Annotated in this window: 25 protein-coding genes; 13 read left to right on the top strand and 12 right to left on the bottom strand. The window is 75.7% G+C overall.

Annotation, left to right across the window (positions count from 1 at the left end; all coding sequences use genetic code 11):
- Positions 1-9: 9 nt before the first annotated feature.
- Positions 10-1,947, bottom strand: coding sequence for a bacteriocin-associated integral membrane family protein (locus tag Cph01nite_RS16955; RefSeq protein WP_203675872.1), 1,938 nt, complete (start codon positions 1,945-1,947; stop codon positions 10-12).
- A gap of 218 nt (positions 1,948-2,165) precedes the next feature.
- Between Cph01nite_RS16955 and Cph01nite_RS16950 the strand changes: the two genes are divergently transcribed.
- Both Cph01nite_RS16950 and Cph01nite_RS16945 read left to right on the top strand, forming a co-directional pair.
- The gene (locus tag Cph01nite_RS16950) at positions 2,166-3,065 is read left to right on the top strand and encodes a sensor histidine kinase (RefSeq protein WP_203675871.1); all 900 of its coding nucleotides are present in this window, start codon (positions 2,166-2,168) and stop codon (positions 3,063-3,065) included.
- Positions 3,062-3,733, top strand: coding sequence for a response regulator (locus Cph01nite_RS16945; RefSeq protein ID WP_203675870.1), 672 nt, complete (start codon positions 3,062-3,064; stop codon positions 3,731-3,733). Before Cph01nite_RS16950 ends, Cph01nite_RS16945 begins: the two co-directional genes overlap by 4 nt.
- A 107-nt stretch (positions 3,734-3,840) precedes the next feature.
- Here the strand turns inward: Cph01nite_RS16945 and Cph01nite_RS16940 are convergent, their stop codons facing one another.
- On the bottom strand, positions 3,841-4,185 hold the full coding sequence (locus Cph01nite_RS16940) for a lactococcin 972 family bacteriocin (protein ID WP_203675869.1): 345 nt from the start codon (positions 4,183-4,185) through the stop codon (positions 3,841-3,843).
- Between the two features lie 348 nt (positions 4,186-4,533).
- Between Cph01nite_RS16940 and Cph01nite_RS16935 the strand changes: the two genes are divergently transcribed.
- Together Cph01nite_RS16935 and Cph01nite_RS16930 are read left to right on the top strand one after the other, a co-directional pair.
- Positions 4,534-5,205 carry a response regulator transcription factor gene (locus tag Cph01nite_RS16935; RefSeq protein ID WP_239069335.1) on the top strand — a complete coding sequence of 224 codons (672 nt, stop codon included), beginning with the start codon at positions 4,534-4,536 and terminating at the stop codon, positions 5,203-5,205.
- Positions 5,206-5,305: 100 nt separating this feature from the next.
- Positions 5,306-6,025, top strand: coding sequence for an HNH endonuclease family protein (locus Cph01nite_RS16930; protein WP_239069334.1), 720 nt, complete (start codon positions 5,306-5,308; stop codon positions 6,023-6,025).
- A gap of 1 nt (position 6,026) precedes the next feature.
- On the opposite strand, the gene Cph01nite_RS16925 is transcribed toward Cph01nite_RS16930, so the two are convergent.
- The 3 genes from Cph01nite_RS16925 to Cph01nite_RS16915 form a co-directional block, all read right to left on the bottom strand.
- A complete protein-coding gene (locus Cph01nite_RS16925) occupies positions 6,027-6,881 on the bottom strand; it encodes an IclR family transcriptional regulator (RefSeq protein WP_203675867.1) in 855 nt (284 codons plus the stop codon).
- 107 nt (positions 6,882-6,988) lie between these two features.
- A complete protein-coding gene (locus Cph01nite_RS16920) occupies positions 6,989-7,783 on the bottom strand; it encodes a M50 family metallopeptidase (protein ID WP_239069333.1) in 795 nt (264 codons plus the stop codon).
- Positions 7,780-8,463: an LmeA family phospholipid-binding protein gene (locus tag Cph01nite_RS16915; RefSeq protein ID WP_203675866.1), complete on the bottom strand. Its 684-nt coding sequence runs from the start codon at positions 8,461-8,463 to the stop codon at positions 7,780-7,782. The genes Cph01nite_RS16920 and Cph01nite_RS16915 overlap by 4 nt, the downstream gene beginning before the upstream one ends.
- A gap of 157 nt (positions 8,464-8,620) precedes the next feature.
- On the opposite strand from Cph01nite_RS16915, the gene Cph01nite_RS16910 reads away from it, so the two are divergent.
- Positions 8,621-9,037: a hypothetical protein gene (locus tag Cph01nite_RS16910; RefSeq protein ID WP_203675865.1), complete on the top strand. Its 417-nt coding sequence runs from the start codon at positions 8,621-8,623 to the stop codon at positions 9,035-9,037.
- 93 nt (positions 9,038-9,130) lie between these two features.
- On the opposite strand, the gene Cph01nite_RS16905 is transcribed toward Cph01nite_RS16910, so the two are convergent.
- The 7 genes from Cph01nite_RS16905 to Cph01nite_RS16875 form a co-directional block, all read right to left on the bottom strand.
- A complete protein-coding gene (locus Cph01nite_RS16905) occupies positions 9,131-12,193 on the bottom strand; it encodes an AAA family ATPase (protein WP_203675864.1) in 3,063 nt (1,020 codons plus the stop codon).
- Positions 12,193-13,362 carry an exonuclease SbcCD subunit D gene (locus Cph01nite_RS16900; protein ID WP_203675863.1) on the bottom strand — a complete coding sequence of 390 codons (1,170 nt, stop codon included), beginning with the start codon at positions 13,360-13,362 and terminating at the stop codon, positions 12,193-12,195. The genes Cph01nite_RS16905 and Cph01nite_RS16900 overlap by 1 nt, the downstream gene beginning before the upstream one ends.
- A 54-nt stretch (positions 13,363-13,416) precedes the next feature.
- The gene (locus Cph01nite_RS16895; protein WP_203675862.1) at positions 13,417-13,767 is read right to left on the bottom strand and encodes an STAS domain-containing protein; all 351 of its coding nucleotides are present in this window, start codon (positions 13,765-13,767) and stop codon (positions 13,417-13,419) included.
- 200 nt (positions 13,768-13,967) lie between these two features.
- Positions 13,968-14,486, bottom strand: a complete 519-nt coding sequence (locus Cph01nite_RS16890; RefSeq protein ID WP_239069332.1) for an aminoacyl-tRNA deacylase — start codon at positions 14,484-14,486, stop codon at positions 13,968-13,970.
- 49 nt (positions 14,487-14,535) lie between these two features.
- A complete protein-coding gene (locus Cph01nite_RS16885) occupies positions 14,536-15,036 on the bottom strand; it encodes a hypothetical protein (RefSeq protein ID WP_203675861.1) in 501 nt (166 codons plus the stop codon).
- A 175-nt stretch (positions 15,037-15,211) separates the two neighbouring features.
- Complete coding sequence (locus tag Cph01nite_RS16880) at positions 15,212-15,565, bottom strand: ArsR/SmtB family transcription factor (protein WP_203675860.1); 354 nt, start codon at positions 15,563-15,565, stop codon at positions 15,212-15,214.
- Positions 15,562-16,821, bottom strand: a complete 1,260-nt coding sequence (locus Cph01nite_RS16875) for an MFS transporter (RefSeq protein ID WP_203675859.1) — start codon at positions 16,819-16,821, stop codon at positions 15,562-15,564. The genes Cph01nite_RS16880 and Cph01nite_RS16875 overlap by 4 nt, the downstream gene beginning before the upstream one ends.
- Before the next feature lie 135 nt (positions 16,822-16,956).
- Between Cph01nite_RS16875 and Cph01nite_RS16870 the strand changes: the two genes are divergently transcribed.
- The 8 genes from Cph01nite_RS16870 to Cph01nite_RS16835 all read left to right on the top strand — a co-directional run bounded on the left by Cph01nite_RS16870 (position 16,957) and on the right by Cph01nite_RS16835 (position 23,867).
- Positions 16,957-17,685, top strand: coding sequence for a DUF1361 domain-containing protein (locus Cph01nite_RS16870; RefSeq protein WP_203675858.1), 729 nt, complete (start codon positions 16,957-16,959; stop codon positions 17,683-17,685).
- Between the two features lie 182 nt (positions 17,686-17,867).
- Positions 17,868-20,648 (top strand): hydrogen gas-evolving membrane-bound hydrogenase subunit E, encoded by a 2,781-nt coding sequence (mbhE, locus tag Cph01nite_RS16865; RefSeq protein WP_203675857.1) that lies wholly within the window; start codon positions 17,868-17,870, stop codon positions 20,646-20,648.
- Positions 20,645-21,079 (top strand): sodium:proton antiporter, encoded by a 435-nt coding sequence (locus tag Cph01nite_RS16860; RefSeq protein WP_203675856.1) that lies wholly within the window; start codon positions 20,645-20,647, stop codon positions 21,077-21,079. Before mbhE ends, Cph01nite_RS16860 begins: the two co-directional genes overlap by 4 nt.
- Positions 21,076-22,686, top strand: a complete 1,611-nt coding sequence (locus tag Cph01nite_RS16855) for a monovalent cation/H+ antiporter subunit D family protein (protein ID WP_239069331.1) — start codon at positions 21,076-21,078, stop codon at positions 22,684-22,686. The genes Cph01nite_RS16860 and Cph01nite_RS16855 overlap by 4 nt, the downstream gene beginning before the upstream one ends.
- Positions 22,683-23,078 (top strand): Na+/H+ antiporter subunit E, encoded by a 396-nt coding sequence (locus tag Cph01nite_RS16850; protein ID WP_203675855.1) that lies wholly within the window; start codon positions 22,683-22,685, stop codon positions 23,076-23,078. Before Cph01nite_RS16855 ends, Cph01nite_RS16850 begins: the two co-directional genes overlap by 4 nt.
- Positions 23,075-23,332, top strand: coding sequence for an MrpF/PhaF family protein (locus tag Cph01nite_RS16845; protein WP_203675854.1), 258 nt, complete (start codon positions 23,075-23,077; stop codon positions 23,330-23,332). Before Cph01nite_RS16850 ends, Cph01nite_RS16845 begins: the two co-directional genes overlap by 4 nt.
- The gene (locus Cph01nite_RS16840; RefSeq protein WP_203675853.1) at positions 23,329-23,667 is read left to right on the top strand and encodes a cation:proton antiporter; all 339 of its coding nucleotides are present in this window, start codon (positions 23,329-23,331) and stop codon (positions 23,665-23,667) included. Before Cph01nite_RS16845 ends, Cph01nite_RS16840 begins: the two co-directional genes overlap by 4 nt.
- On the top strand, positions 23,667-23,867 hold the full coding sequence (locus tag Cph01nite_RS16835; RefSeq protein ID WP_203675852.1) for a hypothetical protein: 201 nt from the start codon (positions 23,667-23,669) through the stop codon (positions 23,865-23,867). Before Cph01nite_RS16840 ends, Cph01nite_RS16835 begins: the two co-directional genes overlap by 1 nt.
- Positions 23,868-23,949: the final 82 nt, after the last annotated feature.

Here is a 23,949-nt window from a genome sequence, read left to right as displayed (position 1 = left end):
CCTCCTCCTTCACTGCTTGCGCAGACCGAGGTTCGTGAAGCTCCAGCGCGCCGCTGCCAGGTGGGTCAGCGGCGAGACGAGCAGGGCGAGCGCGGCGACCGTCACGACGAGCGCCAGCTCGCGACCTTCCTGCCAGGCGACGACGAGCGCCGTGATCGCCAACCCGGCAACGACCTCACGGCCCACGCGCGGCGCGAGGATCTGCGCCCACGACCGACCCGCGAGGCGCATCGGGAAGTCGCGGCGGGCTCGCAGCATCGCGGTGATCAGGGCACCCACCGCCGCCGTGAGCGTGAGGGCAGCGGCGAGGGCGAGCAGGGACACCCCGCGCAGCCAGGCGAAGTGCGCCGTGTACTGCGCCTGGAGCGCGCCCGCCTCGGCCACGTAGCGGACCTCGACGCTGCCCTCGAGCCCGTGCGCGCGGACGAGCTCGAGGGTCGGCGCGAGTCCCGTGAGCACGATGTTCTGCGACGACGTGAGTGACGCGAGGAAGTCGTCGTCGAAGGTCTGGTGCAGGGCGGGGACGACGGCGACGAGGGCGTCGTCGAGGAACTCCAGCTCGCCGCCCCCCGCCGTGGCCATCGGGAGGGTCACGCCGTCCGCCACCCGGTAGAACTGCAGCTGGGCGTACACCTCCTCGCCGGGGCGCGGGTCCCGCGACCAGATCTCCAGCGAGGGCACGAGGAAGTCCCGGACCTCGGCGGGGACCTGGCCCGCCGGCACCTGCACGAGTCCGCCGGACCCCGTGCGCACGGAGCCGCGGCGCATGAGGTCGAGCCAGTCCTGGTTGACGAGCGCCAGGTGACCGACCTCGCCGAGGTCGTAGCCGTAGGCGGGCTCGGAGGCCCAGGTCGAGGAGAGCGCGGCGCCGCCCGCCTCCTCGGCGTCGGCGAGCAGGGCCCCCACCGCCGGCATCAGCTCGACGAACCCCTCCTCCCCGAGCGCCGACGGGAACACCAGGGACACCTGGTCCGCGAGCGCGTACCAGGTGGCCTGCTGCTCCGCGGCACGGCTCGCCTGGTTCCAGGCCGTGACGGCGGGGCCGACGGCGGAGACCACGAGCGTGAAGACCAGCGCGGCGACCACCGTCGTGACGCCACGCAGACCGGTGACCGGGGACCGTCGCGACGCGAGCGACTCGGCCGTCGGCCACGACGCCGCCGACACGGCGAGCGCGGCGACGGCGGACGTCGCGACGACCGCACCGCTCAGCACGAGCAGAGTACGGAGGTAGAAGGGGACGAAGACCGCGCCCTGGCCGACCGCCACGACGGCCGTGGCGAGCACGACGACCGCGGCTGCGGCCACCGCGACCGCGGCGAGGAACCCGCCGACGTCCTCGAGCTGGATGCGCCACGCCGGGACGCCTCCGAGCACCCGGACGGCGCGACCCCGCGCCCGCACCGACAGCCAGAAGAGGACGAGCGTGACCGTCAGCACCGAGGCGGCGAGCAGGGAGCTCGCGAAGCTCGCCTCGCGGACGACCAGCTGCAGCGTGGACACGAGGTCGGCCTCGGCCCAGTCCACCGACACCCGGTGCTGCGCGGCCCAGGTCTCCAGCGCCTCGCGGTCGCCGGCGGCGCGCGTGACGAGGTACTCCCCGGTCGCGAACGAGTTCGCCAGCGCCTCGGGAGGGGCGACCCGCACGTCGTCCCGGCCGCCGAACGTCGCGACGCTCGACGGGACGTCGGCGTCGGGCCCCACGGGGACGTAGACCGTCCCGGCGCCGCCGCCCGTGAGGTCGGCGGCGACGCGGACGAGGCCGAGGCCGCCCTCCTCGCTCACCCGCGCGAGCTCGGTGAACGCCCGCTGGTCACCCAGGTGCGCGTCCGCGAAGTCGAGGGTCACCGCGGCGCGGGCGCCGAGGCCCTGGGGCAGCGAGCGGTCGTGCAGGTCCGTGACGATCGCGGCGACCAGCGCCACGAGCGCGAAGAGGACCAGCGTCACGCCGGTCACCACCCTGCGGTACATCGCACCGTCTCCCCCGTCCGGCGGGCGCTCGCGCCCGTCCCCCCGCACCGGATCCGGTGCTGCGTCGAGCCAACACCGCGCGGGCCCGGAGTGTCATCGGGTCTGGGTCGGGAGCCGGGCGGGCCGTCTCGGACCTCGGTCCCTCAGACCTGGGTCCGACGACGCGCCGCCGCCCCGGCGCCTACATTCGTCGTGTGACGTTCGCCCGACCGCGGTCCCTCGTGCTGCCGGTCCTCGGTGCCGTGCTGCTGGTCGCCGTGCTCGCGACGGTCGCCCTCGGGCCGGTGCCGTGGGTGGTCGCCCTGGCGGGTGGTGGCGTCGGCATGGTCACCGCCGCCTGGGCGGCGATGCGGCTGCGGTCGGAGCGGCTCGCCCACGCGCGCGACCTCGCCCGCTGGAGCGCGGCCGAGGCCGTCCTCGGTGAACGCATCGCGATCGCCCGGGACCTGCACGACCTGGTGTCGCACGGGCTCGGACTGATCACCGTGCGCGCGGCGGCGGTCCGGCACACCGCGGCCGTCGCGGAGCTCGCCGGACCGGCCGGGACGTCGACCACCGGATCGCCGACCACCGTGACCGCGCCCACCGTGACCGAGCTGCGCGCCGCGCTGGAGGACGTCGAGCAGATCAGCCGGGACGCGACGCTCGAGCTGCGCCGCATGCTGCGCGCGCTGCGCGGCGCCGACGACCCGGCCCCGCTGCGGCCCTCGGAGTCCCTGGCAGCCGTGCCGGAGATCGTGGAGGCGACACGGCGGGCGGGTCTCACGGTCGACCTGCAGGCCGACCCCCTCCCGGACGTGTCCCCGGGCGTGCAGCTCGCGGTGTGCGCCGTCGTGCGCGAAGGGCTGGCCAACGCGGCTCGGCACGCCGGGGCGACCCACGCGCAGGTGCGGCTCGCCACCGACAGCGACGGCGCCGTGCGCGTCGAGGTCACCGACGCGGGCCCCGCCCCGCACTGGGTCCCAGCACCCGGCGCCGGGCACGGCGTCACCGGGCTGCGGGAGCGCGTGCTGACGCTGGGTGGCACGCTCGAGGCGGGGCCGCAGGGGTCCGGGTACCGCCTCACGGCGTGGCTGCCGGACCGCGAGCGGTGAGCGCCGCCCCCGTCCGCGTCGTCCTCGTCGACGACCAGGACCTGCTCCGGCGCAGCCTCTCGATGGTGCTCGACGCCCACCCGGGCACCACGGTCGTCGGGGAGGCCGGCGACGGTGCGGAGGCGATCGACGTCGTCACGGCGACGTCGCCGGACGTCGTCCTCATGGACGTGCGGATGCCCCACGTCGACGGCATCGAAGCGACCCGTCGGCTGTGCGCCGACCCGACGCTCGCCGGGACCCGGGTGCTCATGCTCAGCATGTTCGAGCTCGACGAGTACGTGTACCTGGCGCTGCGCGCGGGTGCCAGCGGCTTCCTGCTCAAGGACACCGACCCGGCGGACCTGCTCACCGCCATCGAGCGGACCGCCCGGGGCGAGTCCCTCTTCGCCCCGTCGATCCTCACGCGTCTCGTCCAGCACTTCGTCCAGGAGGCGCCGCCCGGTGCGCCGCCTGCGCCGAGCGCGCTCACCGCGCGGGAGATCGACGTCCTGCGCCTCGTGGGGCGGGGACGGTCGAACGACGAGATCGCCGGCGACCTCACGATCTCGGTGAAGACGGTCAAGACCCACATCACCCACCTGCTCGACAAGCTGGCGGCACGGGACCGCGCCCAGCTCGTGATCGCCGCCTACGAGTCGGGGCTCGTCGGCGCACGCTCCGGCTGACCCGCGGACGACACCCTGCCGGGCGCACGCCCGGGGACGACGCGGGCCGCGCCCGGCCACCCTCGTGGTGACCGGACACGGCCCGCGGTCGCGCGTGCCGACCGAGGTCAGCAGGTGCGGTAGTAGTAGGCGTCCGTGGCGTCCCAGTAGTTCAGGCCGAACTTCTCCGCGATCGACTTCTGGCCGCTGGCCGTGTTGACGCTGCGCACGAGGCTGCCGTTGTAGCTGACCGACGACCCGTGGCACTTGTTGACGGTGTAGTAGGAGCGCACGTACGCGTTCCAGAAGCCGTAGTTCCAGGTGCCGCCGGCCGACGGGTACTGGGTCTTGGAACCGGCACTCAGCCAGGTGGGCAGGGCCCCGCCGGGTGCAGCGCCGGCGGGCAGCGCGACGCCCACGGCCAGCACGGCCGTGATCCCGACGGCCAGGGCGGAGAAACGAGTCTTCTTCACGGGTGACCTCTCCTGATCCTGGGGGGTCACGGTGACGGCAGCGGCCGCGCCCCCCGCGGTGTCCCACGCACGCCCGACGGACCGCGTGGCGGTGACCGGCGGGCCGTCCGACCGGGCTGGACGGCTGCCGAGCACTGCGACCAGTCGAGCGCACCTGCCCATACCGGCACATCTGCCGCAGGGCAGCACGGATCTGCCAAAGGTCAGAACCTCGACGATCTGCCGCATGACCCGAGACAGACGCCCGCGGCGGCCACTACTCTGCAGCCGCACGACGTGGAGGCCGACCAGCTGTGCTGCGTCGTCGCCCGCGGACATCACAGGCGGGGGGCCGGTGTGATTCGGGTGGTGGTCGCGGATGACCAGGCGGTGGTCCGGTGGGGCTGGCGTGCGTACCTGCAGCCGGCCGAGGACATCGTCGTGGTGGGTGAGGCCGCCTCGCGCGTGGAGACGGTGGCGCTGGCGCGCGAGCGCGACGCCGACGTCGTCCTCATGGACTCCCGCCTGGCGGGCTCCGACGGCCTCGCCGCGATCCGGGAGCTCACCGGGCGGCACGGCCCGCGCGCGGCCGTGGTCGTCGTGACGACGGCCGACGAGCACGCCTGCGAGGCGTTCGACGCCGGTGCGGTCGGGTTGCTCCTCAAGGACGCCACGCAGGACGAGGTCGTCACGGCCCTGCGCACGGTGGCGCGCGGCCACGGCTGGGTCACCCCCTCGGTCGCGCGGCACGTGATCGGCGAGCTCACCCGCCGCCGGCACCGGCACGCCACGGAGCAGCGGGCACCGGCCTCGACGGTCTCGTCGCTGACGGCCCGGGAGATCGAGATCGTCCGCGCCCTCGGTCAGGGGATGAGCAACGCGGAGATCGGCTCGGCCCTCCACCTCGTGCCGGGCACCGTCAAGTGCCACCTGGCGCGCATCAGCGCGAAGATCGGGACGCGGGACCGCGTCCAGACCGTCGTGTGGGCCTACACCCACGGCATCCTGCCCCTGCCCTCCCCGGAGCACGCGGACCACTGACACCCCGCCACCCGACCACCGCCGCCCGGGCAGGGACGCTCTGCACATTCCGGGCGTGTGCGGCACCCGGGTGTCGGTCCGGTGCGGCAGGGTGCTCCCCGTGACCTCGACGAACGACCTGCTCCGCCGCGCCGCCCGCCGACGTGACCCGCGGTCCTGGGTGGTGGTCCTGGTGGCGGCACTGGCGGTCGGCCTCGGTGCGCCCCTGTGGCTGGACGCGCGCGCGTCGGCCGGGTACCCGGTCACCGCCCAGGACCTCGCGACGGGCCGGGCCGCGCTGGACTCCCTCGTCGTGAAGGGCCGGGCCCCGCGGACCGGGTACGACCGCGACCAGTTCGGTCCGGCGTGGGCCGACGTGGACCGCAACGGCTGCGACACCCGCAACGACGTGCTGCGGCGCGACCTCGTCGACATCACCGTCAAGCCCGGCACCCAGGACTGCGTCGTCCTCACCGGGGTCCTCGACGACCCGTACACCGGTGAGTCGATCGCCTTCGAGCGCGGCGAGCGCTCGTCCGAGGTGCAGATCGACCACGTGGTCGCCCTCGCGGACGCGTGGCAGAAGGGCGCCCAGGGCTGGCCCGCGGAGCAGCGCAGGGCGTTCGCCAACGACCCGGCCAACCTGCTGGCCGTCGACGGCAGCGCCAACCAGCGCAAGGGTGCGGGCGACGCGGCCACCTGGCTGCCGCCGAACACCGGGTACCGCTGCGCGTACGCCCTGCGCCAGACGGTCGTGAAGGCGGCCTACGGCCTGTGGGTGACCCAGGCGGAGCACGACGCGCTGTCGCGCGCCATCGACAGGTGCGTCGTCGTGGAGTGACTCACGCGCCCCGGCGGGCCTGCAGGTCCTCGGTGGCCCCACCTGGGCGACGCTCGACGCCCGCGGCGCCCCCGAGGCGCCGGGTGACGGCACGAGCCGCGAGGACGACGGTCCGCGCGTGCTCCTGGACGACGGCGGCCGGCATGCGCGACGCGGGCGCGACGACCGCCAGCGCCCCGACGACGTCGCCGGTGTGGTCGAGCACGGGCGCGGCGACGGCCCGGATGTCCGGGTCGAGCTCCCGGTCGTCGACCGCGAACCCGCGGCGGCGCGTCCGCATCAGCTCGGCGCGCAGCTCACCGGGATCGGTGATCGACCGGGACGTCACGGGCCGCAGCCCGCCGGCGACGGTGCGCTCCACGAGGCTCGCGCCGGCGACCGACAGGATCGCCTTGCCGGTCGCGGAGCAGTGCATCGGCACGCTGGAGGGCCAACGACCCGACGTGCGGGCGGCACCCGGCGCGGAGCGGTGGCCCGCGAGGCGGACCTGCAGACCGTCGGGGACGGCCAGGACGGAGGTGCAGCCGCTCGTGCGGGCGAGCTCGTCGAGCGACCCGGCGGCGACGGTCTCGACGTCGAGACCCGAGAGGTACGCGTGGCCGAGGCGCAGCGCGCCGGGCCCGAGCCGGAACCGACCGGTCGCGGTGTCGCGGCGCAGCAGCTCGGACTCCAGCAGGGGGGCGGCCAGCCGCAGGACGGTGGACTTGTGGACACCGAGCCGGCGGCCGATCTCGGCGGCCGTGAGGCCCGCGGGGTCGGTGTCGAGCGCGCACACGTCGAGCAGTGCCAGAGCCCGACGCAGCGACAACGACTCGTTGCGGCCAGGCCGCGGTTCGGTGTCGGGAGGTGTGCTCACCGCTTCACTATCGCAGACACTGGACGCCCGTCCGATTGCTCGGGGCACCCGATTTTCGGGGCACTCCGGGGCACAGGTGGCACATCGTCACACAACGGGTGGGTGATTCAGGCGGAGGGCCACGCCGCCAGGAGCCAGGCCCCGCCGACGGCCAGCAGCGCGCCGCAGACCAGCAGGAAGACCCCGACCCAGACGACCGCCGGCACGTGGGTCAGGCCCGCGAGCAGGCCCGCGTCGGACTCGTCACGCCCTCCACGGCGGCGGACGCGCCGACGCTGCACCTGCATCTCCAGGACGGCGCGCGGCGCGCCCAGCAGGAAGAACCAGGTGAGCCCGGCGGCGACCACGGTCTGCACCTGCGCGGACGCCCACAGCGTGACCACGACGAGCACCGCGCCGCTGACCAGGACCGCCCACAGGCCGTACCAGTTGCGGATCTGCAGCAGCACGAGGGCCACGACCACCAGCAGCAGCCACAGCACGCCCAGCGCGTACCCCTGGGACAGGAGCCACGCGGCCGCGACACCGAGGACGGCAGGACCGGGGTAGCCCGCGGCCACCGTCGCGACCATGCCCGGCCCGCGGGGCCGCCCGCGCGACACCGTGAGGCCCGAGGTGTCGGAGTGCACGCGGATCCCCGACAGACGCCGTCCGGCCAGCACGGCGACGGCGGCGTGCGCGGCCTCGTGGACGATCGTCAGACCGTGCCGCAGCAGGTGCCACACGAACGGCAGCGTCAGGGCCGCCAGCACCACCCCGCCGACGACGAGCACCATGACGCGCCCGGGGGCGGGCTGGGGCGTGGTGACCTCGTCCCACAGCCCGCCGAGCCCGGCCCCACCACCGGGCGCGGACGCCGTCAGGGCCATGACGCCGACGGCGGCGGCACCGGCCGCGCTCACGGCAGCTGCTCCAGCACGACGTCCGCGCCGGTCGCGGTGAACCGCACCCCGTCGGGGACCACGACCGCCTGCTCGAGCACGATGCCGGCGGGCAGCCCCTCGAGCGGCACCTCGATCCCGACGAGCCGCTCCGCGACGTCCCCGGGGAGCTCCTCGAGCCGCAGCGTCCCGGCGCCGAGAGTCACGTCCTGCACGTCGACGAGCAGGCGCCCGTCGGCGACCCGCGGCACGAGGCCGGCCGTGAGGGGGATGCCGAAGAGCTCGCCCGTGGCCCGCAGCAGGTCGCCGTCCACGGCGAGGTCCATGTCGACGCGCGCGCCCACCACCTGCTGCACCGACGACGTCGGCACGGTCGCCTCGAGCCTCACGCCGCCGACGCGGTAGGGGGCGTCGAGGGAGACGTCGGTGGCGTCGAGCGTGACGTCGGTGGCCGCGATCCCCTCGAGCGTCACCCCGTCCGCCGTGGCGTGCACGTCGTCCAGCGAGCGCGCGAACAGCTGCGGGAGGAACGGGAAGCCGTCGATCCGCACCTGGGGCGTGCCCTGGACGTCGAGCTGCTGCGTCACGACGGCCGCCGCCTGCTCCTCGGCGCTGCTGCGTGCGAACCCGTCGGCCACGTAGGCCCCGGCCGCGACGAGTCCCAGCGCGACGACCGTCGACACCACTGCTCTGGCTCCCATGCGTTCCCTCCGTCGTGCCCCCCGTCCGGGGCCCACCGTAGGGGGCGGGACGAGGGGTCGCCCGCGGGTGAGCGTAGGGGGTCGGCGCGGACCCCGGGTGCTGTGGCGTCCGTCACATCCTCTGTCTAGGCTCAGGGCACGTTCAACGGAGGACGCGATGGTCTGGGCTCTCCTGATCCTCACCTCGGTGGCACCCACCGTGCTGCTGTGTGCCGCCTGGGCGCTCATCCCCTCCTCGGACGAGACGCCGCGGTGGCGCGTCGCGCTGGCCGAGAGCCTCGAGGCCGTCGCGGAGCGGCTGCGCCACCGGCACGTCGAGCCGTTCGACCCGTTCCTCACGCTGCGGGTGCAGGAGCGGCTCGGCGCGGTCGCGGACCACGTCCGCCGCCTCGAGGGCGACGAGCGGGCCTTCGCGCGCGCGGAGCGGATCATCGCCTCCCAGCTCGCGTACGACCAGCTGCTCGCCGAGGCGTGCCACCTGGCGGGTGTCGAGGTGCGACCCGCGGCGGCCGGCGACGCGCAGGAGAGGTTCCGTGAGGAGGTCGAGCTGGCGGCTCGCGGCTGGACGTGGTGAGCCCCGCCCCGCCCGACCGGATCAGCCCGCCCGACCGGCTCAGCCCGCCAGGACGGCTCAGCCCGCCAGGACGGCTCAGCCCGCCAGGACGGATCAGCCTGCGAGGACGGTCAGGGTGCTGGGGCCGGCGGGAGTCGGACGGACCTCGATGCGGTCGGCGATCGCCTGCTTGAGCGCCTCGACGTGCGAGACGATGCCCACGACGCGGCCGCCGTGGCGCAGCCGGCCCAGCTCGGCGAGCACCTGGTCGAGAACGTGCGGGTCGAGCGCCCCGAAGCCCTCGTCGACGAACAGCGTGCCCAGCTCGACGCCCCCGGCCTCGGCGGTCACGACGTCGGCCATCCCGAGGGCGAGGCACAGGGAGACGTAGAACGTCTCGCCACCGGACAGCGTGCGCGGGTCGCGTGCGCGCTCGGTCCGGTGGTCCACGACGCGCATCGCCAGGCCCACGGCACGCGAGCGGACGTCCTCCTTCTCGTCGGAGCGCACCAGCTCGTACCGGCCGTCCGACATCACGGCGAGCCGCTCGTTGGCGGCGGCGACCACGTCCTCGAACCGCCGGCCCAGCACGTACGTGGCGAGGGACAGCGCGTGGGCGTTGTCGCTGCCCGTGCCGGAGGCGAGGTTCGCCATGCGGGTCACGGGGGCGGCCGCCGCGACGGCCGCGTCGAGGTCCTCGGCAGCCCGGCGCACGCGCGCGGCGGCCTGTCCGGCGGCCTCGGCCCGGGACGCGGCGACGTGCGCGCGACCCTCGACGTCGGCGGCCGCCGTACGGGCCGCGAGCTCGGCGGTCCGGGCCGCGGCCACGTCGGCGACGACGTCCTCCGGCAGCGCCACGACGGCCGGGTCGGCGAGGCCGGCGGTGACGCGTGCCAGGTCGGCGGTGTGGCTGAGCACGCGGCGCTCCAGCTCGGCCAGCGCGGGCGGTGCGCACCAGGCGTCCCGGGCCTCGTCGTCGTCCGCGAAGCCGTGCTCCGCCAGGGCGAGGTCCAGCTCCGTGCGGCGGCGGCCCGCGTCGGCGGACGCGGCGCGCTCGGCGTCCAGGGCGTCGAGCAGGTCGGCGGCCTGGGCGGTCCGGGCGTCGAGCGCGGCGTACCTCGCGGCGACCGTGGGGTGGTCCCCGCGCGCCTCGACGACCTCGGCCTCGGCCCGCCTCAGCGCGTCCCGCTCGGTCTCCACGGTGACCTCGGCGGTGCGCACCTGGGTCAGGACCTCGTCCCGCACCGCCTCGCGGCGACGCGTGGCGGCGTCGTGGGCGGCGAGCTGTGCCTCGAGCGCGGTCGCGCGGGTGGCCGCGGCCGTGACCGCCGCCACCTCGGCCTCGGCCTCGTGCAGCGCTGCGGCCGCGGACCGTGCGTCGTGCGCGCCGGTGCGTGCCGTCAGGCCGTCGACGCGCTCGACGAGGCCGGCGCGGCGGGCGGCGGCATCCGCGACCCGGGCCTCCGCCGCGGCCCGCGCCTGCTCCGCGGCGAGCACCTGCTCGGCGGTGACGTGGTCGGCGCCGACGGACGCGGGGGCGGGGTGCTCGCACGCCCCGCACACGGGGCACGCGTCGCCGTCGACGAGGCCGGAGGCGAGCTCGCCGGCAAGGCCGGCGACGCGCGCCGCCCGCAGCGCGGCCTCGTCCGCGAGGGCGGCCCGGGCCACGTCCGCGGCCGAGGCGACCGCGGCCTGCGCCGCGGCGAGGTCCGCGCGGGCCGCGGCCAGCGCGTCGACGTCCGCGACGAGCACGCGAGCAGCGGCCCGGGCCGCGTCCGCGGCGTCGGCCCGCCCGGCGTGCGCACGCGCCGCGTCACGCTCGCCCTCGAGCGCGGCGCGCGCCGCCGGGCGCGCGGCGAGCCACTCCTCGGCGGCGGCCACCTCGGTCCGCAGGTCCTCCAGCGCGGCCGCCAGGGCGCGGACGGTCCGCCGGCGGTCGGCCAGTCCTGCCTCCACCGCCACGGTCCGGCGCAGCGCCGCCGCGGCGTCGGCCGCCGCGTCGCGCTGCGCCCGCAGGTGCGGGCGCCACGCGTCGGGGTCGCCGCCGGCGGGCAGCAGGTCGTCGGGCGCCGCGTCCGACGCCGCGACAAGGGCCTTGGCGGCTGCCTCGTGCGCCGTCGCGGCGTCGTGCCAGCCGGTGAGCAGCGGCCGGACCGCGGCGGCCGACCGCGCACGGCCCAGACGCCGGACGTCCTCGTCGTGCTCACCGGCCGCGGCGTCGAGCCGCGCGTGCTCCGTGCGGAGCGCCGCCCGCCGGGCCACCAGGGCCGAGGTGTCCCGGGCGTGCTCGTGCGCGGCGCGGGCCACGTCCCACGCCTCCCGGGCCGCGGCGGACTCCTGCGCGAGCGCGTCGGCCGCGGCGTCCAGCGCCGTGGTAGTCGCCACCAGGACCTGCGCGACACGCTCCGCGACGGGCGTGCCGACGACGGCCGCGTCGAGCGCCGCCCGGGTGGCCGCCTGCTCGTCCGGGCCCAGCGCGCACGCGCCCAGCAGGTGCGCGACCGCCTCGCCGCAGCGGGCACGGGACGCCTCGACGGTCCGTGCGGCCTCGGCGCGCAGCGCAGCCAGCCGCTGCTGCAGCTGCTCGTAGACCTGCGTGCCGAAGATCTTCTGCAGCAGCACCCGGCGCTCCTCGCCGGTGGCGCGCAGGAACCGCGCGAACTCCCCCTGCGGCAGCACGACGGTCTGGACGAACTGCGTCCGGTCCAGCCCGACGACCCGCTGCAGCTCGGCCCCGACCTCGTCGAGCCGGGTCCCGAGCAGCACCCCGGACCCGTCGAGCGCCTCGGGGCCGCCGCTCACGTCGGCGCCGGCGGGGAGCCGCCACGCCGTGACGCTCGCCTGCGCGGTCGTCGTCCCGGTGCCCCGCCGCTTCGCCCGCTGGTACGCGGGGGTGCGGCGCACCCGGTAGACGCCCGCCGGCACCTCGAACACCAGGTCGACGACGCTCTGCACGTCGTCCGCGGCGTACGCGGACCGCAGCCGCTCGTCCGAGGCGTCCGCCCCCGCGACCTTGCCGTACAGGGCGAAGACGACCGCGTCGATGAGCGTGGACTTGCCCGCGCCCGTGGGCCCCTCGAGCAGGAACAGACCGGACTGCCCCAGCGCGTCGAGGTCGACGGTGTGCCGGCCCGCGAACGGGCCGATCGCCTGGACGGTGAGCGAGCGCAGGTGCATCAGGCGCTCCGCTCCGCCGCGGCGACGTGCTCGTGCGCGTCGCGCAGCACCTGCAGCTCGGCGGCCGACGGCCGGGCGCCGGTGACGTGCGCGACGAAGTCGGCGGCGACGAGGACGGGGTCGGCCGCGGCGGTGACGAGCACGGGGCGCGTCGCCGCGTCCTGCGGACGCTCGGGCCGGTGCTGGACGACCAGCGCGTGGGCGAACCGCTGCCGGACGCGCCGGAACAGGTCGGCGGGACGCACGGGGTCGGTGACCGTGACGCGCACCCAGTCGGACACGTGCGGCTCCCCGGCCGGACCGAGCAGGTCCTCGAGCGTGCCCGTCACGTCGGCCATCCGCCGCGGGACGGGTGCCGGCACGAGGGTGGCCACCGGCGCGTCGCCCGCGAGGTCCACCAGCACCGAGGACTTGGGGTGGTGCTGCTCGGAGAACGAGTACGCCAGCGGTGAGCCCGAGTAGCGCAGCAGCGTGCCCGCCGGCCCGTTCACCACCTGGGGACCGTGCAGGTGCCCCAGCGCGACGTAGTCGACACCGGCGAAGACGTCGGCCGGCACGTGGTCGACACCGCCGACGCGGATGTCACGCTCCGACTCGCTGGCCCGCCCGCCGACGACGAAGGCGTGCGCCGCCACGACGACCCGCGGGCGCCCGGCACCGCGGCGCGCGGCCACGTCGGCCCGTACGCGGGCCATCGCGGCGCGCGTGACGGCCTCGTGCGAGCGGGCCAGCAGGGTGCGCGCCCCGTCGGCGGCCACGGGCGCCAGCTCGGCCCGGCACACGTCGGGGTCCAGGTAGGGCAGCCCGTAGACGAGCGCGCCCGCCACCTCGACGGGCTCGGCGAGCGACGCGACGCGCGTGCGCAGCCGGACCCGCTCCCGCATGAGCGCGGAGCCGAACCCCAGGCGCGTCGCGGAGTCGTGGTTGCCCGAGGTCACGACGACCGTCGTGTGCTCCGCGAGCCGCGCGAGCGTGTCGGACAGCAGCGTCACCGCCTCGACGGGCGGGATCGCGCGGTCGTACACGTCACCCGCGACGACGACCCCGTCGACCTGCTCCGTGCGCACGACGTCGACCAGGTGGTCGAGGTAGGCGGCCTGGTGGTCGAGCAGGTCGACCCCGTGCAGGGTCCGGCCCAGGTGCCAGTCCGACGTGTGCAGCAACCGCATGCCCGGAACGTAACCGAGCCCTCCGACATCGCCGCGACCGACCCGCGGCGGGCGTCACACGTCGTCGTCGATGACCTCGCCCATGCCCACCATGTCGAGCAGCTCACGCAGGACGCCGTGCGGGTCGTGCAGCGTCAGCCCGACCCCCGACTCCGAGGCCGCCAGGTGCAGCTGCAGGACGAACGCGACGCCGGAGGAGTCGATGAACGTCGCCGCGCTGGAGTCGACGACCAGGGGCAGGCCGCTCATGAGCGCGATGCCCATGGCCGCCGACGCGGACTCGCGCAGGGACGCGTCGATCTCGCCGACCAGACAGACGAACGCGCGACCGCCGCGGTGCTCGACGCGGATCTCGTGGTCCGCGGGCTCCGGGGTCAGCTCCACGGCAGCGGTCAGCTCGGTCATGGTGGCGTTCGTGCTCCTCGTGCCTCGGGCCGGTACGTCGTCGTACCGGGGTGCGACGGGCGGGACGACGGTACCCACCGCCGCCCACATCGGCGCGACGGGAGGACGCCTCGCCCCGTGACAACGTGCGGCCGCGCGCGCCTGTTCCCGGGCACGACGGTTCCCGGTCCCGGACTTGACCCGGGCTTGACCCGATCGGGTCAGCCCGCCTCGCTGACGTCCGCGACGGTCGCGCCCAGGGCGCGCACCAGGTCGTCCGTCGCGAGCGTGATCCCCACCCCGTGCCCGCCCCCGCCGATCGAGACCCGCCGCCCGGCCGCGCGCTCGTCCACCACGACCGGCCACGTGCGCGTGGTCCCGAAGGGCGTGATCGTGCCGCGCTCGAACCCCGTCACGTCCTGGGCGACGGCCGCGTCCGGCATCGACAGCCGGCTGACGCCGAGGAGCGCCCGCAGCTTCGGCCACGAGATCGTGCGGTCACCGGGCAGGAGCACCAGCAGGTGGTCGTCGTCGCCCCGGCGCACGACGATCGTCTTGACGAGGTCGGCAGGCTCGATGCCGCGGGCGGCGGCCGCCTCCGCGAGCGAGCCCACGCGCCCGTGACGCGTGCGCACGTACGCGACGCCGGCCGCGTCGAGCGCCTCGACGGTCCGCCGCTCGCCGTCCGAGCGCAGCTCGGCGTCGGGGACGGCAGCGGGGGCAGGGGTCGCGTCGCTCACATCCCCCACGGTAGCCACCGCACACCGCGACGGCGCCGGTGAGCACCGGTCAGGCGAGCACGACGACGAGCGCGACGACCGCCCCGAGACCCGTCAGCAGCGCTCCCGCGAGGAGCCACCACCGGCGGGCGCCGCGCGGCGCGTCGACCGGTGCCGCAGCGACGGCCTCCTCGCGCGCGGCGAACACGCTCAGCCAGTCCTGCTCGGGCGTCCAGCGCTGCTCCGGAGCCGGCCACGGGTCGGGGATCCACTCCTCCTGCGGCACCCACCGCGCGGGGAGCGGGCGAGGCCGGTGGTCGTGCTCCCGCCCGTCGGCGTCCTGGTCGTCGTGCCCGCGGCCGCCGCGCTCCCGGCGCTCGTCGGTGACGCGCCGGCGGGCGACGCGCTCGCGGCCGGGCAGGTCACCCCACGCCTCCGCGTCCGGGTCCGACGACGCGGCACGGGCGGGACCACGGGCACGGCGGGCCGCGTCGTTGGCCCACTGCGCCCCGTGCGCGTCACGCGGCTGCTGCGGGCCGGGCGCGGGCGGCGGCCACGGCTGCTCGAGCACGGCTGCGGGCTCCCGTCGTCGGGGTCGGTCGATCCGGACGAATCGCCCAGAGCCACAGCATGCCGCGTCGCGCGCCGTCACCGCGCGCCGTTCACCCCAAAGGGTGAGGGCTCTCATCGTCGTGACGCCGCGCGCCGCGACCGGACGCGCGCCCGACGCCCGGGTCGAGCAGCGCTCAGACGGGTCGGCGGTGGTGCGGCGGCACCTCGTGCAGCAGGTGCTCCGTGTGCTGCAGCACGTTGGTGACCAGGGCTGCGACGTGCTCGTCGGGCTGGCCGTAGTAGACGGTCGTGCCCTCCCGGCGGGCCGTGACGAGCCGGCCGGCGCGGAGCTTGGCCAGGTGCTGCGAGATCGCCGGCCCGGGCCGCTCCAGCGCATCGGCGATCGCGGAGACCGACATCTCCGTCCCGTCGAGCATCGCGAGGACGGACAGCCGCGTCCGGTCGGCGAGCAGGCGCAGGACGACCACGGCCTGGTCGAGCTCGACATCGGCCGGGACGTCGCGCGAGCGGGTCTGCACGACCGTCATGGTCGCACCTGCACAGGGACCTGCACAGTCGGCGCGGTCGTGGGCCGCGCACGCGGCCACAGGAGGGTGCCGGCGGCCGTGGCCACCGCTGCCACCGCCGCCATGGTCAGGGCCACCACGTCGAGGCCTGCCAGGCCGAGCCACCCGACGGCGGGGTACGTGAGCAGCCAGAACGCGTGCGACAGCGAGAAGTGCGCCGCGAAGGCTGCGGGCAGGTCCGGTGCCGGAACGTGGCGCCGCAGCATCCGTCCCACCGGCGTCTCCACGGCGGACCACCCCGCCCCCACGGCGACCCAGAGCCCTGCCACGGCGAGCAGCGCCGTGCGGGGCCCGCCGGCACGCAGCGCCAGGGGCAGCAGGGCCGTGGCGACGGTCAGCACGCACGCGCCGGACAGCATGACGGCCCGGTCGCCGACACGCCGCAGGAGGGGTGGCAGCGTCACCGCCGCCGCCATCGATCCCGCACCGTGCACGGCCAGCACGAGCGCGACCGTGCCGTCCCCGCGGCCGAGCACCGAGCGCACGAGCACCACCGTCTGCACCAGGACGACCGCCCCCGCCGCGGCGACCGCCAGGTCGAGTGCGAGGACCGGCCGCAGGGCGGGGACGCGGACGAACAGACCGGTGCCGCGTCGCACCGCACGCCCGACGTGGCCGCGCGGACGCTCGGCGCCCCCCGGGGGCGCGACCCGGGGCACGACGGTCGCCGCGACGAGCAGCGCCGACCCGGCGAAGCCCACGGCGGTGCCGGCGAAGAGCGACCCGAACGGCACGACGAGCAGGAGAGCCGCTGCGAGGACGGGGGCCAGGACCGCCTCGAGGTCGTAGGCCAGGCGCGACAGCGACAGGGCCGCGGTGTAGTCGTCCTCGTCGGCGAGCACGTCGGGGACCACCGACTGGAACACCGGGGTGAACGTCGCGGACGCAGCCTGCAGCACGACGACCAGCAGGTACACCTGCCACACGTCGCCGACCCACGGCAGGGCGGCCGCGGCCGCGAGCCGGACGAGGTCCGCGCCGACCAGCACCGTGCGCCGGTGCACCCGCGCCAGCACGGCGGTGGCGACCGGCGCCACGAGGACGTACGCGACCATCTTGAGCGCGAGGGCGGTCCCGAGCACGACCCCGGCGTCGCCGCCGGCGAGATCGTAGGCCAGCAGGCCGAGCGCCACCGTCGCCAGGCCGGTGCCCGCGAGAGCGACGACCTGCGCGCAGAACAGCCGCCGGTAGGTGGGGTTCGCCAGGGCACGCCGCATGGTGCGAGCATGCTGCGTCTCTGCGCATCTACGCAAGCAGTGCGTCCACCGGCGCCGGTCCGGACCCGATCACCTCGGCGAGCACGTCCCGGCCGGCGGGCGCGATGATGGGCGGTGCCGCCGGAAGGAGCGCCCGTGCTGACCAGCCTCGTCGTCGGGGTCCTGCTGATGAACCTGTTCGCGGCGGCGCTCGTCGTCGCCCGTGCACCCGTCTACCGGACGCGCCTGTACCGGCCGATGCTGCTCAACCTCGTCCTGTCGGCGGCGCCGCTGGTCGTCCTGGGGGTCGCGGTCGTGCTGGTGCTGCCGCTGCTCGTCGTGGGGGCGCCGCGCGCGGTCGTCGGGGTGATCGCGGCCGTGCTGGGTCTGGTGTGGCTGCTGCTGCTGCCCAACTCCGGGTACCTCATCACGGAGCTCAACCTCAACCACCGCCAGGAGGGCGAGCGCGTCCCCGAGTGGTACGACGTGCTGCTCGTCCTCGTCCTGGCGATGTCGGGCGTGCTGACGACGGTGCTCAACGTGTTCCTCGTCCTGCTGGTCGGCCTGGCGGCCGTCGGCGACGACTCCGCGACCGCGCTGACGAGCCCGCAGGCCCGCGCGTTCGAGGGGGCGCTGCTGCTGCTCGTCGCGTTCGGCATCTACCTGGGCCGGCACGTGCGCCTCAACTCGTGGGACGTGACGCACCCGCACCTCGTCGCCGGCAAGGTCCTGCGGCACCTGCGGTCCCCCGGCGCCCGCGGGAACGCGATCGGGTTCACGCTCCTGGGGGCGCTGTTCTTCGCCCTCATGTACCTGGTGGTCATCGGTCCGGTCGTGCAGGGGCTGGTCGATCTCGAGCGGCTGCGGGACGCCGGCGCGGGCTGACGGGTCGCCCGCCCCGGCGTGCGCATCCGTCCCGCGCCCCGTACCGTTGGCCCAGGTGAGCCGGGAAGCCTGGTCGGCGCCGTCTTGACGACCCTCCAGGAGCCGCACATGAGCAGTCGCACCACCACGCGTCACCACCTCGACGCCCGCCCCGCCCCCCGCACCGTCCGCACCCTCGCCCTGTGAGCCTCGGCCTCGCTATCGGCGGGGCCTGGGCACTGGTCGCTGCGGCGCCCCTCCTGACCCGCGTCCTGGGACGCCGTGCCGGATGGCTCCTCGCTGCGTGCCTGCTCGGGCTCACCGCCCTCGTCGTCTCGGCACGCAGCACCGGGGACGTGCAGGCCGAGTACGCCTGGATGCCCACGATCGGCGTCTCGCTGCGCCTGCGCCTCGACGGCCTGTCGTTCCTGTTCGCCCTCGTCGTGCTCGTCGTCGGCGCGCTGGTGCTCGTGTACTCCAGCAGCTACGTCCGCACCCGGACCAGCGGGTTCTTCACGCTCATGACCGGGTTCGTCGCCGCGATGCTGCTGCTGGTCCTGGCCGACGACCTCGTCGTGCTGTTCGTCGCGTGGGAGCTGACGACCCTCTGCTCGTACCTGCTCGTGCTGCGCTCCGGGTCACGGGCCGGCGCCCCGGCGACGCGTGTCCTGCTCGTCACCGCCGCGGGCGGGCTCAGCCTGCTGGGTGCCGTCGCCGTCATGGTCGTGCGCACCGGGACGACCCACCTCACCGCGGTCCTCGAGCACCCCGCCTGGCAGCAGGACCCGACGTTCGCCGGGACCGTCGCCGTGCTCGTCGCGTTCGCCGCGATGACCAAGTCCGCGCAGATGCCGTTCCACTCGTGGCTGCCCGACGCGATGGTCGCCCCCGCACCTGTCAGCGCGTACCTGCACGCGGCCGCCATGGTGAAGGCCGGCATCTTCCTGCTCATGCTGCTCGCGCCGGGCGCGTCCGCCTCGGCCCTGTGGACGCCGCTGCTGCTGACCGTCGGACTGACGACGTCGGTCGTGGGCGGCCTGTTCGCGCTGCAGCGCACCGACCTCAAGGAGCTGCTCGCCTACTCGACCGTCAGCCAGCTCGGCCTGCTCGTCGCGGTCATCGGCGTCGGGACGTCCGGGGCGATGCTCGCGGCGAGCGTGCACGTCGTCGCGCACGCCCTGTTCAAGTCGGCCGCGTTCATGTCGGTCGGCCTCATCGAGACGCGCACCGGCAGCCGCGACATCCGTGAGCTGCGGGGCCTGTGGCGGGCGATGCCGGGGGACAGCCTCATGCTCGTCCTCACCGCCGCCAGCATGGCCGCGCTGCCCCCGCTGCTCGGGTTCGTCAGCAAGGAGCTGGTGCTCGACGCCATGCTGCACTCGCCCGCCGGGGCCGTGACCGGCTGGGTCACCGCGCTCGTCGTCACCGCCGGCGCCGTGCTGACCGTCGCGTACAGCCTGCGCATGCTCGTCACCACGCTGCCCGGCCCGGCCGCCCAGGTCACGCCGTGGCGCACCACCGTGCCGATGTCCCTGGCCATCGGCACGGCCGCCGTCGGCGGCCTCGTCCTGGGCCTGGCCGTGCCCCTGCTCGACGCGGTCGCCGCACCGGCCGCCGCCGTGGCCGCGGGCGTCCCCGTCGCCGACGTGTACCCGCTCGCCCTGTGGCACGGCCTGAACGCGGCCCTCGCGCTGTCCGCGGTCGCGATCCTCGGGGGCGTCGGCCTGACCGTCGCCCGGCACCGCGTCGACCGCGTCCTCGTCGGGCGCGCGCTGCTGCCGTTCACCGGCGCCCAGGTCGTGCAGCGGTGCTACGAGGGCGCGATCGCCCTGGGACGTCGCGTGGGCGACGTCACGCGGTCCGACCAGCCGGCCGCCCACCTCGCGCTGCCGCTCGCGGGCGTCGGCGCCGCGGGCGTCCTGGTCGCGATGCTGTGGCAGGGCGTCCCCGCGGGGAGCACGCAGCCCCTCGACGTCGCGCTGCTCGCCGCGCTCGCGCTGGGCGTCGTGATCGTGGCCCGCGCCGGGTCGCGGCTCACCTCGGTCATCGCCGTCGGCGTCGTCGGGTTCGCGGTCGTCCTGTGGTTCCTCGTGCTCGGCGCGTCCGACGTCGCCCTGACCCAGCTGCTCGTGGAGATCCTCACGGTCGTCGTCATGGTGCTGGTGCTGCGCCGCATGCCGCCGCGGTTCGCGCCCGAGCCGCGGCGCCGGCACGTCGGCTCCCTGGTGATCTCGGTCGCCGCGGGCGTGGCCGCGACGCTGGCGACCCTCACGTTCACCGGTCACCGCGGCCTGTCGCAGGTCGGCGAGTTCTTCCTGCGGGAGGCCAAGACGCTGACCGGCGGCACCAACGTCGTCAACACGATCCTCGTGGACTTCCGGGCGCTGGACACCCTCGGCGAGCTGGTCGTCCTGGCGATCGGCGCGCTCGCCGTGACCGCGCTGCTCGACGCGCGCCCGGCCGCGCCCCGTGCGGACGTCGCCCTGCTCGACTCGCCCGTCGCCGACCCCCACCGCAACGCCCTGTTCCTGCAGGTGCTCGACCGTGCGCTCGTGCCCGTGATGCTCGCGGCGTCGCTCTACGCGCTGCTGCGCGGGCACAACGCGCCCGGCGGCGGCTTCATCGCCGCGCTCGTCGGAGCGGCCGCCCTGGTGCTGGCGTACCTGGCGGCGCCGACGGACGCGGTGAGCCGCCTCGAGCGGCCCTTCCTGTCCATCGCGGGAGCGGGGGTGGTCGTCGCCGTGGGCACCGGCCTGCTGGGGCTGCTCGACGGCTCGTTCCTGCGTCCGCTGCACGTCGACGTCCTCGGCCTGCACCTGACCAGCGCGCTGCTCTTCGACGTCGGCGTGTACCTGGCCGTCCTGGGGGTGGTGCTGGCCGCCATCCACCGGCTGGGCCTGTCCCCGTCCGACGACGCGCGACGTGAGGCCGACGCGGACGCCGACTGGCGCGCCGTCGAGGACGAGGAGGTGGGAGCCCGATGACCCTCGCCCTGACCGTCGGCGTCCTGGTCGCCGGCGCCGCGTACCTGCTGCAGCGGCGCGAGCTGCTGCGCGTCATCCTCGGGTTCGTCCTGCTCAGCCACGCGGTGAACCTGCTGCTCATGGCCGCCGGCGGCACCGACCGGCGCGGTGAGCCCCTCGGGACGGACCCCGACCCCCTGGTGACGGGCGACCCGCTGCCGCAGGCGTTCGTCCTCACCGCCATCGTCATCGCGTTCGCCATCACCATCTACCTGCTGGTGCTGGCGGTCACGGGGTCGCGCAGCGAGGCCGCGGGGACCGTGGCGCCGGGCGACGACGACGACCCGCACCCGGACGACCTGGACACGGACCAGCACCGGACCGGGCAGCACCAGACCGAGCAGTACCGCACCGATGACCACCGCACAGTCGGCGAAGGGAGCACACCGTGAACCTCGTCGCCGTGAATCCCGCCGCCCTGCCGCTGCTGGTGGCCGGCCCCCTGCTCGCGTCCGGCGCCGCCGTGCTGCTGCGCGGCCGGGGACGCACCGGGCTCGTCGTGCTCCTCGCCACGCTCACCGCGCTGCTCGGTGCCGCCGTCGCGCTCGTCGCGGCCACGTCCGACGGCTCGGTGCTCGCCCACCAGGTCGGCGGGTGGCCCGGCGGCATCGCGATCCCGCTGGTGTCCGACGCGTTCTCGGCCCTCGTCATGACGGTGGCCGTCCTGCTGACCCTGGTGTGCAGCGTCTTCGCGATCGCCACCGGCCCGGGGCGCCACCGGCTGTTCGCGCCGCTGGTCCTCGCGCTCACCGCGGGCGTCAACGGCGCCCTGCTCACCGCGGACCTGTTCAACCTGTTCGTGTTCATCGAGGTCATGCTGCTGCCGTCGTACGGGCTGCTGGTGCTGGCCGCGCGCCGCCGCGGCACCCTGCGCTCGGTGCAGGGCTCGCGCCTGTACGTCACGTTCAACCTGTTCGTCTCGACGGTGCTGCTCACCGGCGTCGCGCTGGTCTACGGCCTGACCGGCACGGTGCAGCTCGGCGAGCTGGCCGGCGCCGCGTCACGCGACCCCCGCGTCGCCGCGGCCGTCGGGCTGGTGCTCGTCGCGTTCCTCATGAAGGCCGCGGTCGTGCCGGTGCACGGGTGGCTCGCCCGCACCTACCCGTCGACGTCCCCCGCGGTGACGGCCCTGTTCTCGGGTCTGCACACCAAGGTCGCGATCTACGTGGTGTACCGCGTGTACGCCGTGGTCTTCGAGGGCGACTCCCGGTACCTGTGGATCGGGGTCGTCGTGTTCAGCGCGACCATGCTCGTGGGCGTCCTGGGGGCGGCCGGGCAGTCGCGGATGCGGTCCGTGCTCGCGTTCCACATGGTCAGCCAGATCGGCTACATCCTGCTCGGCGTCGCGATCTTCACGCTGGCCGGGCTGACCGCCGGCATCTTCTACCTGCTGCACCACATGGTGGTGAAGGCGGCGCTGTTCCTCGCCGCCGGGGCCGTCGAGGTGCGGCACGGCACCGACGAGATCGAGGCGCTGCGCGGGCGGGTCGGGCGCGAGCCCGTGCTCGCGCTGGCCTTCGGGGTCGCCGCGGCGTCCCTGGCAGGGCTGCCGCCGTTCTCCGGGTTCGTCGCCAAGCTCACGCTCGTCGTCGCGGCGCTCGACGCCGGCCAGGTCGCGGCGGTCGTCGTCGCGCTGGTCGTCTCCCTGCTCACGCTGCTGTCGATGCTCAAGATCTTCGGCACCGTGTTCGCCCCGAGCCTGTGGCCCGGTACCGACGAGGCGCCGGCGCCCGCCCCCGTCGTCGCCCCTGACGGCGGGCCCGTCCCCGGCGACGGACCCCTCGGGGACCTCGCCCGGCAGAGCGGGACGGCGACGCTGACGGCGACGACGAGCGGCGAGCCCGGCCGGACGCGCGCGACGTGGACCGCCCCCGCCGTGGCGCTCGCGGCCGTCACCGTCACGCTCGGCCTCGGCGCCCAGCCGCTGCTCGCCCTGTGCGAGGTCGCCGCGCTCGGGCTGCTCGACACCAGCGCGTACGTCGCGGCGGTGCTCCCGTGAGCGCGCACGACGAGGTCCGCACGGGCCGACCCCGCTGGCTCGGGTACCTGACGCTGCCGTGGCGGGCCGGCGTGCTGGCCGTGTGGTTCGCCGGGCAGGTCCTCGCGTCCTCCGGTGCCGTGCTCGTCGACGCGCTGACGCCGCGGCACCGCAGCACGCCCCGCGTGGTGCGCGTGCCGCTCGGGGAGGTCGGTGACCGGCACGTGTTCGCGCTGGCCGTGCTCGTCACCCTGACCCCCGGCACGCTCGCGCTCGGGGTCGTCCCGGACGGCGACGGCCGCGCGCTGCTCGTGCACTCGATGTACCACCCCGACGCGGCCACCGCGCTCGCCGACGTGGCGCGCATGGACCGGCGGCTCGTGCGGGGCCTGACCACCGGAGGTGGCGCATGACCGGGCTGGACATCGCCGTCGTCGGCTGTGGCGTGGCGTTCGTCATGGCGGCCGTGCGGATCGCGCGCGGTCCCACCCCCGCGGACCGGGTCGTCGCCGCCGACCTGCTGACCTTCAGCCTCGTCGCGCTCGTCGCGCTCATCGGGGTGCGGCTGCACCGCACGGGCACCTTCGACGTCGTGATCGTCGCGACCCTGGTCGCGTTCCTCGCGGCCGTCTCGCTCGCCCGCGCCCTGACGGGAGGCCGGCGATGATCCTGCAGCTCATGGGCGACGTGCTGGCCGTGATCGGTGCGGCCGTGTTCGTCGTCGCCGCGATCGGGCTGTGGCGCTTCCGCGACCCGTACGCCCGCATCTCCTCGGTCGCGACGGCCGCCGGCGTGGGCGTGGTCCTGGTGACCGTCGGGGCCGCGCTGAGCGACCCCGAGGTCGGCACCGTCACCAAGGTCGTCCTGGCCGTGGCCCTGCAGCTCGTGACGTCCGCCGTGGGCGGCATCGCGATCGCCCGCGCCGCCGTGGAGTCCGGGCACGTGTTCGCCGCCGGGACGGACACCGAGGGTGTCGACGGCCTGCCGGAGCAGGTGCCCTGATGGTGCTGCCGCGGTACGACGCACGCGGGCAGCGCGTGAACGGCGGTGCGGTGCTGCTCACCGCCACGGTGCTGCTGGTGGCGGTGCTCGCGTGGTGGGGGCGTCGGTTCGCGGCCGGGGCCGAGGACCAGGAGCCCGACGCGGCCGACGCGGTGCAGGTGCTGGGCGGGTGGGCGACGGCGGTGCCGGTCTGGGGATGAGGCCCGGCGTGCGGCGCGCGACGGCTCGACGTCACCCGCGCGCGGGTATGAGCGTGAGCGGGCGCGGCGACTCCTGCGAGGA

Source organism: Cellulomonas phragmiteti, assembly GCF_016862775.1.
GTDB lineage: Bacteria > Actinomycetota > Actinomycetes > Actinomycetales > Cellulomonadaceae > Cellulomonas > Cellulomonas phragmiteti.
The sequence above is the reverse complement of the archived record's forward strand: the minus strand, read 5'-3'. Positions and strand labels throughout refer to the sequence as shown.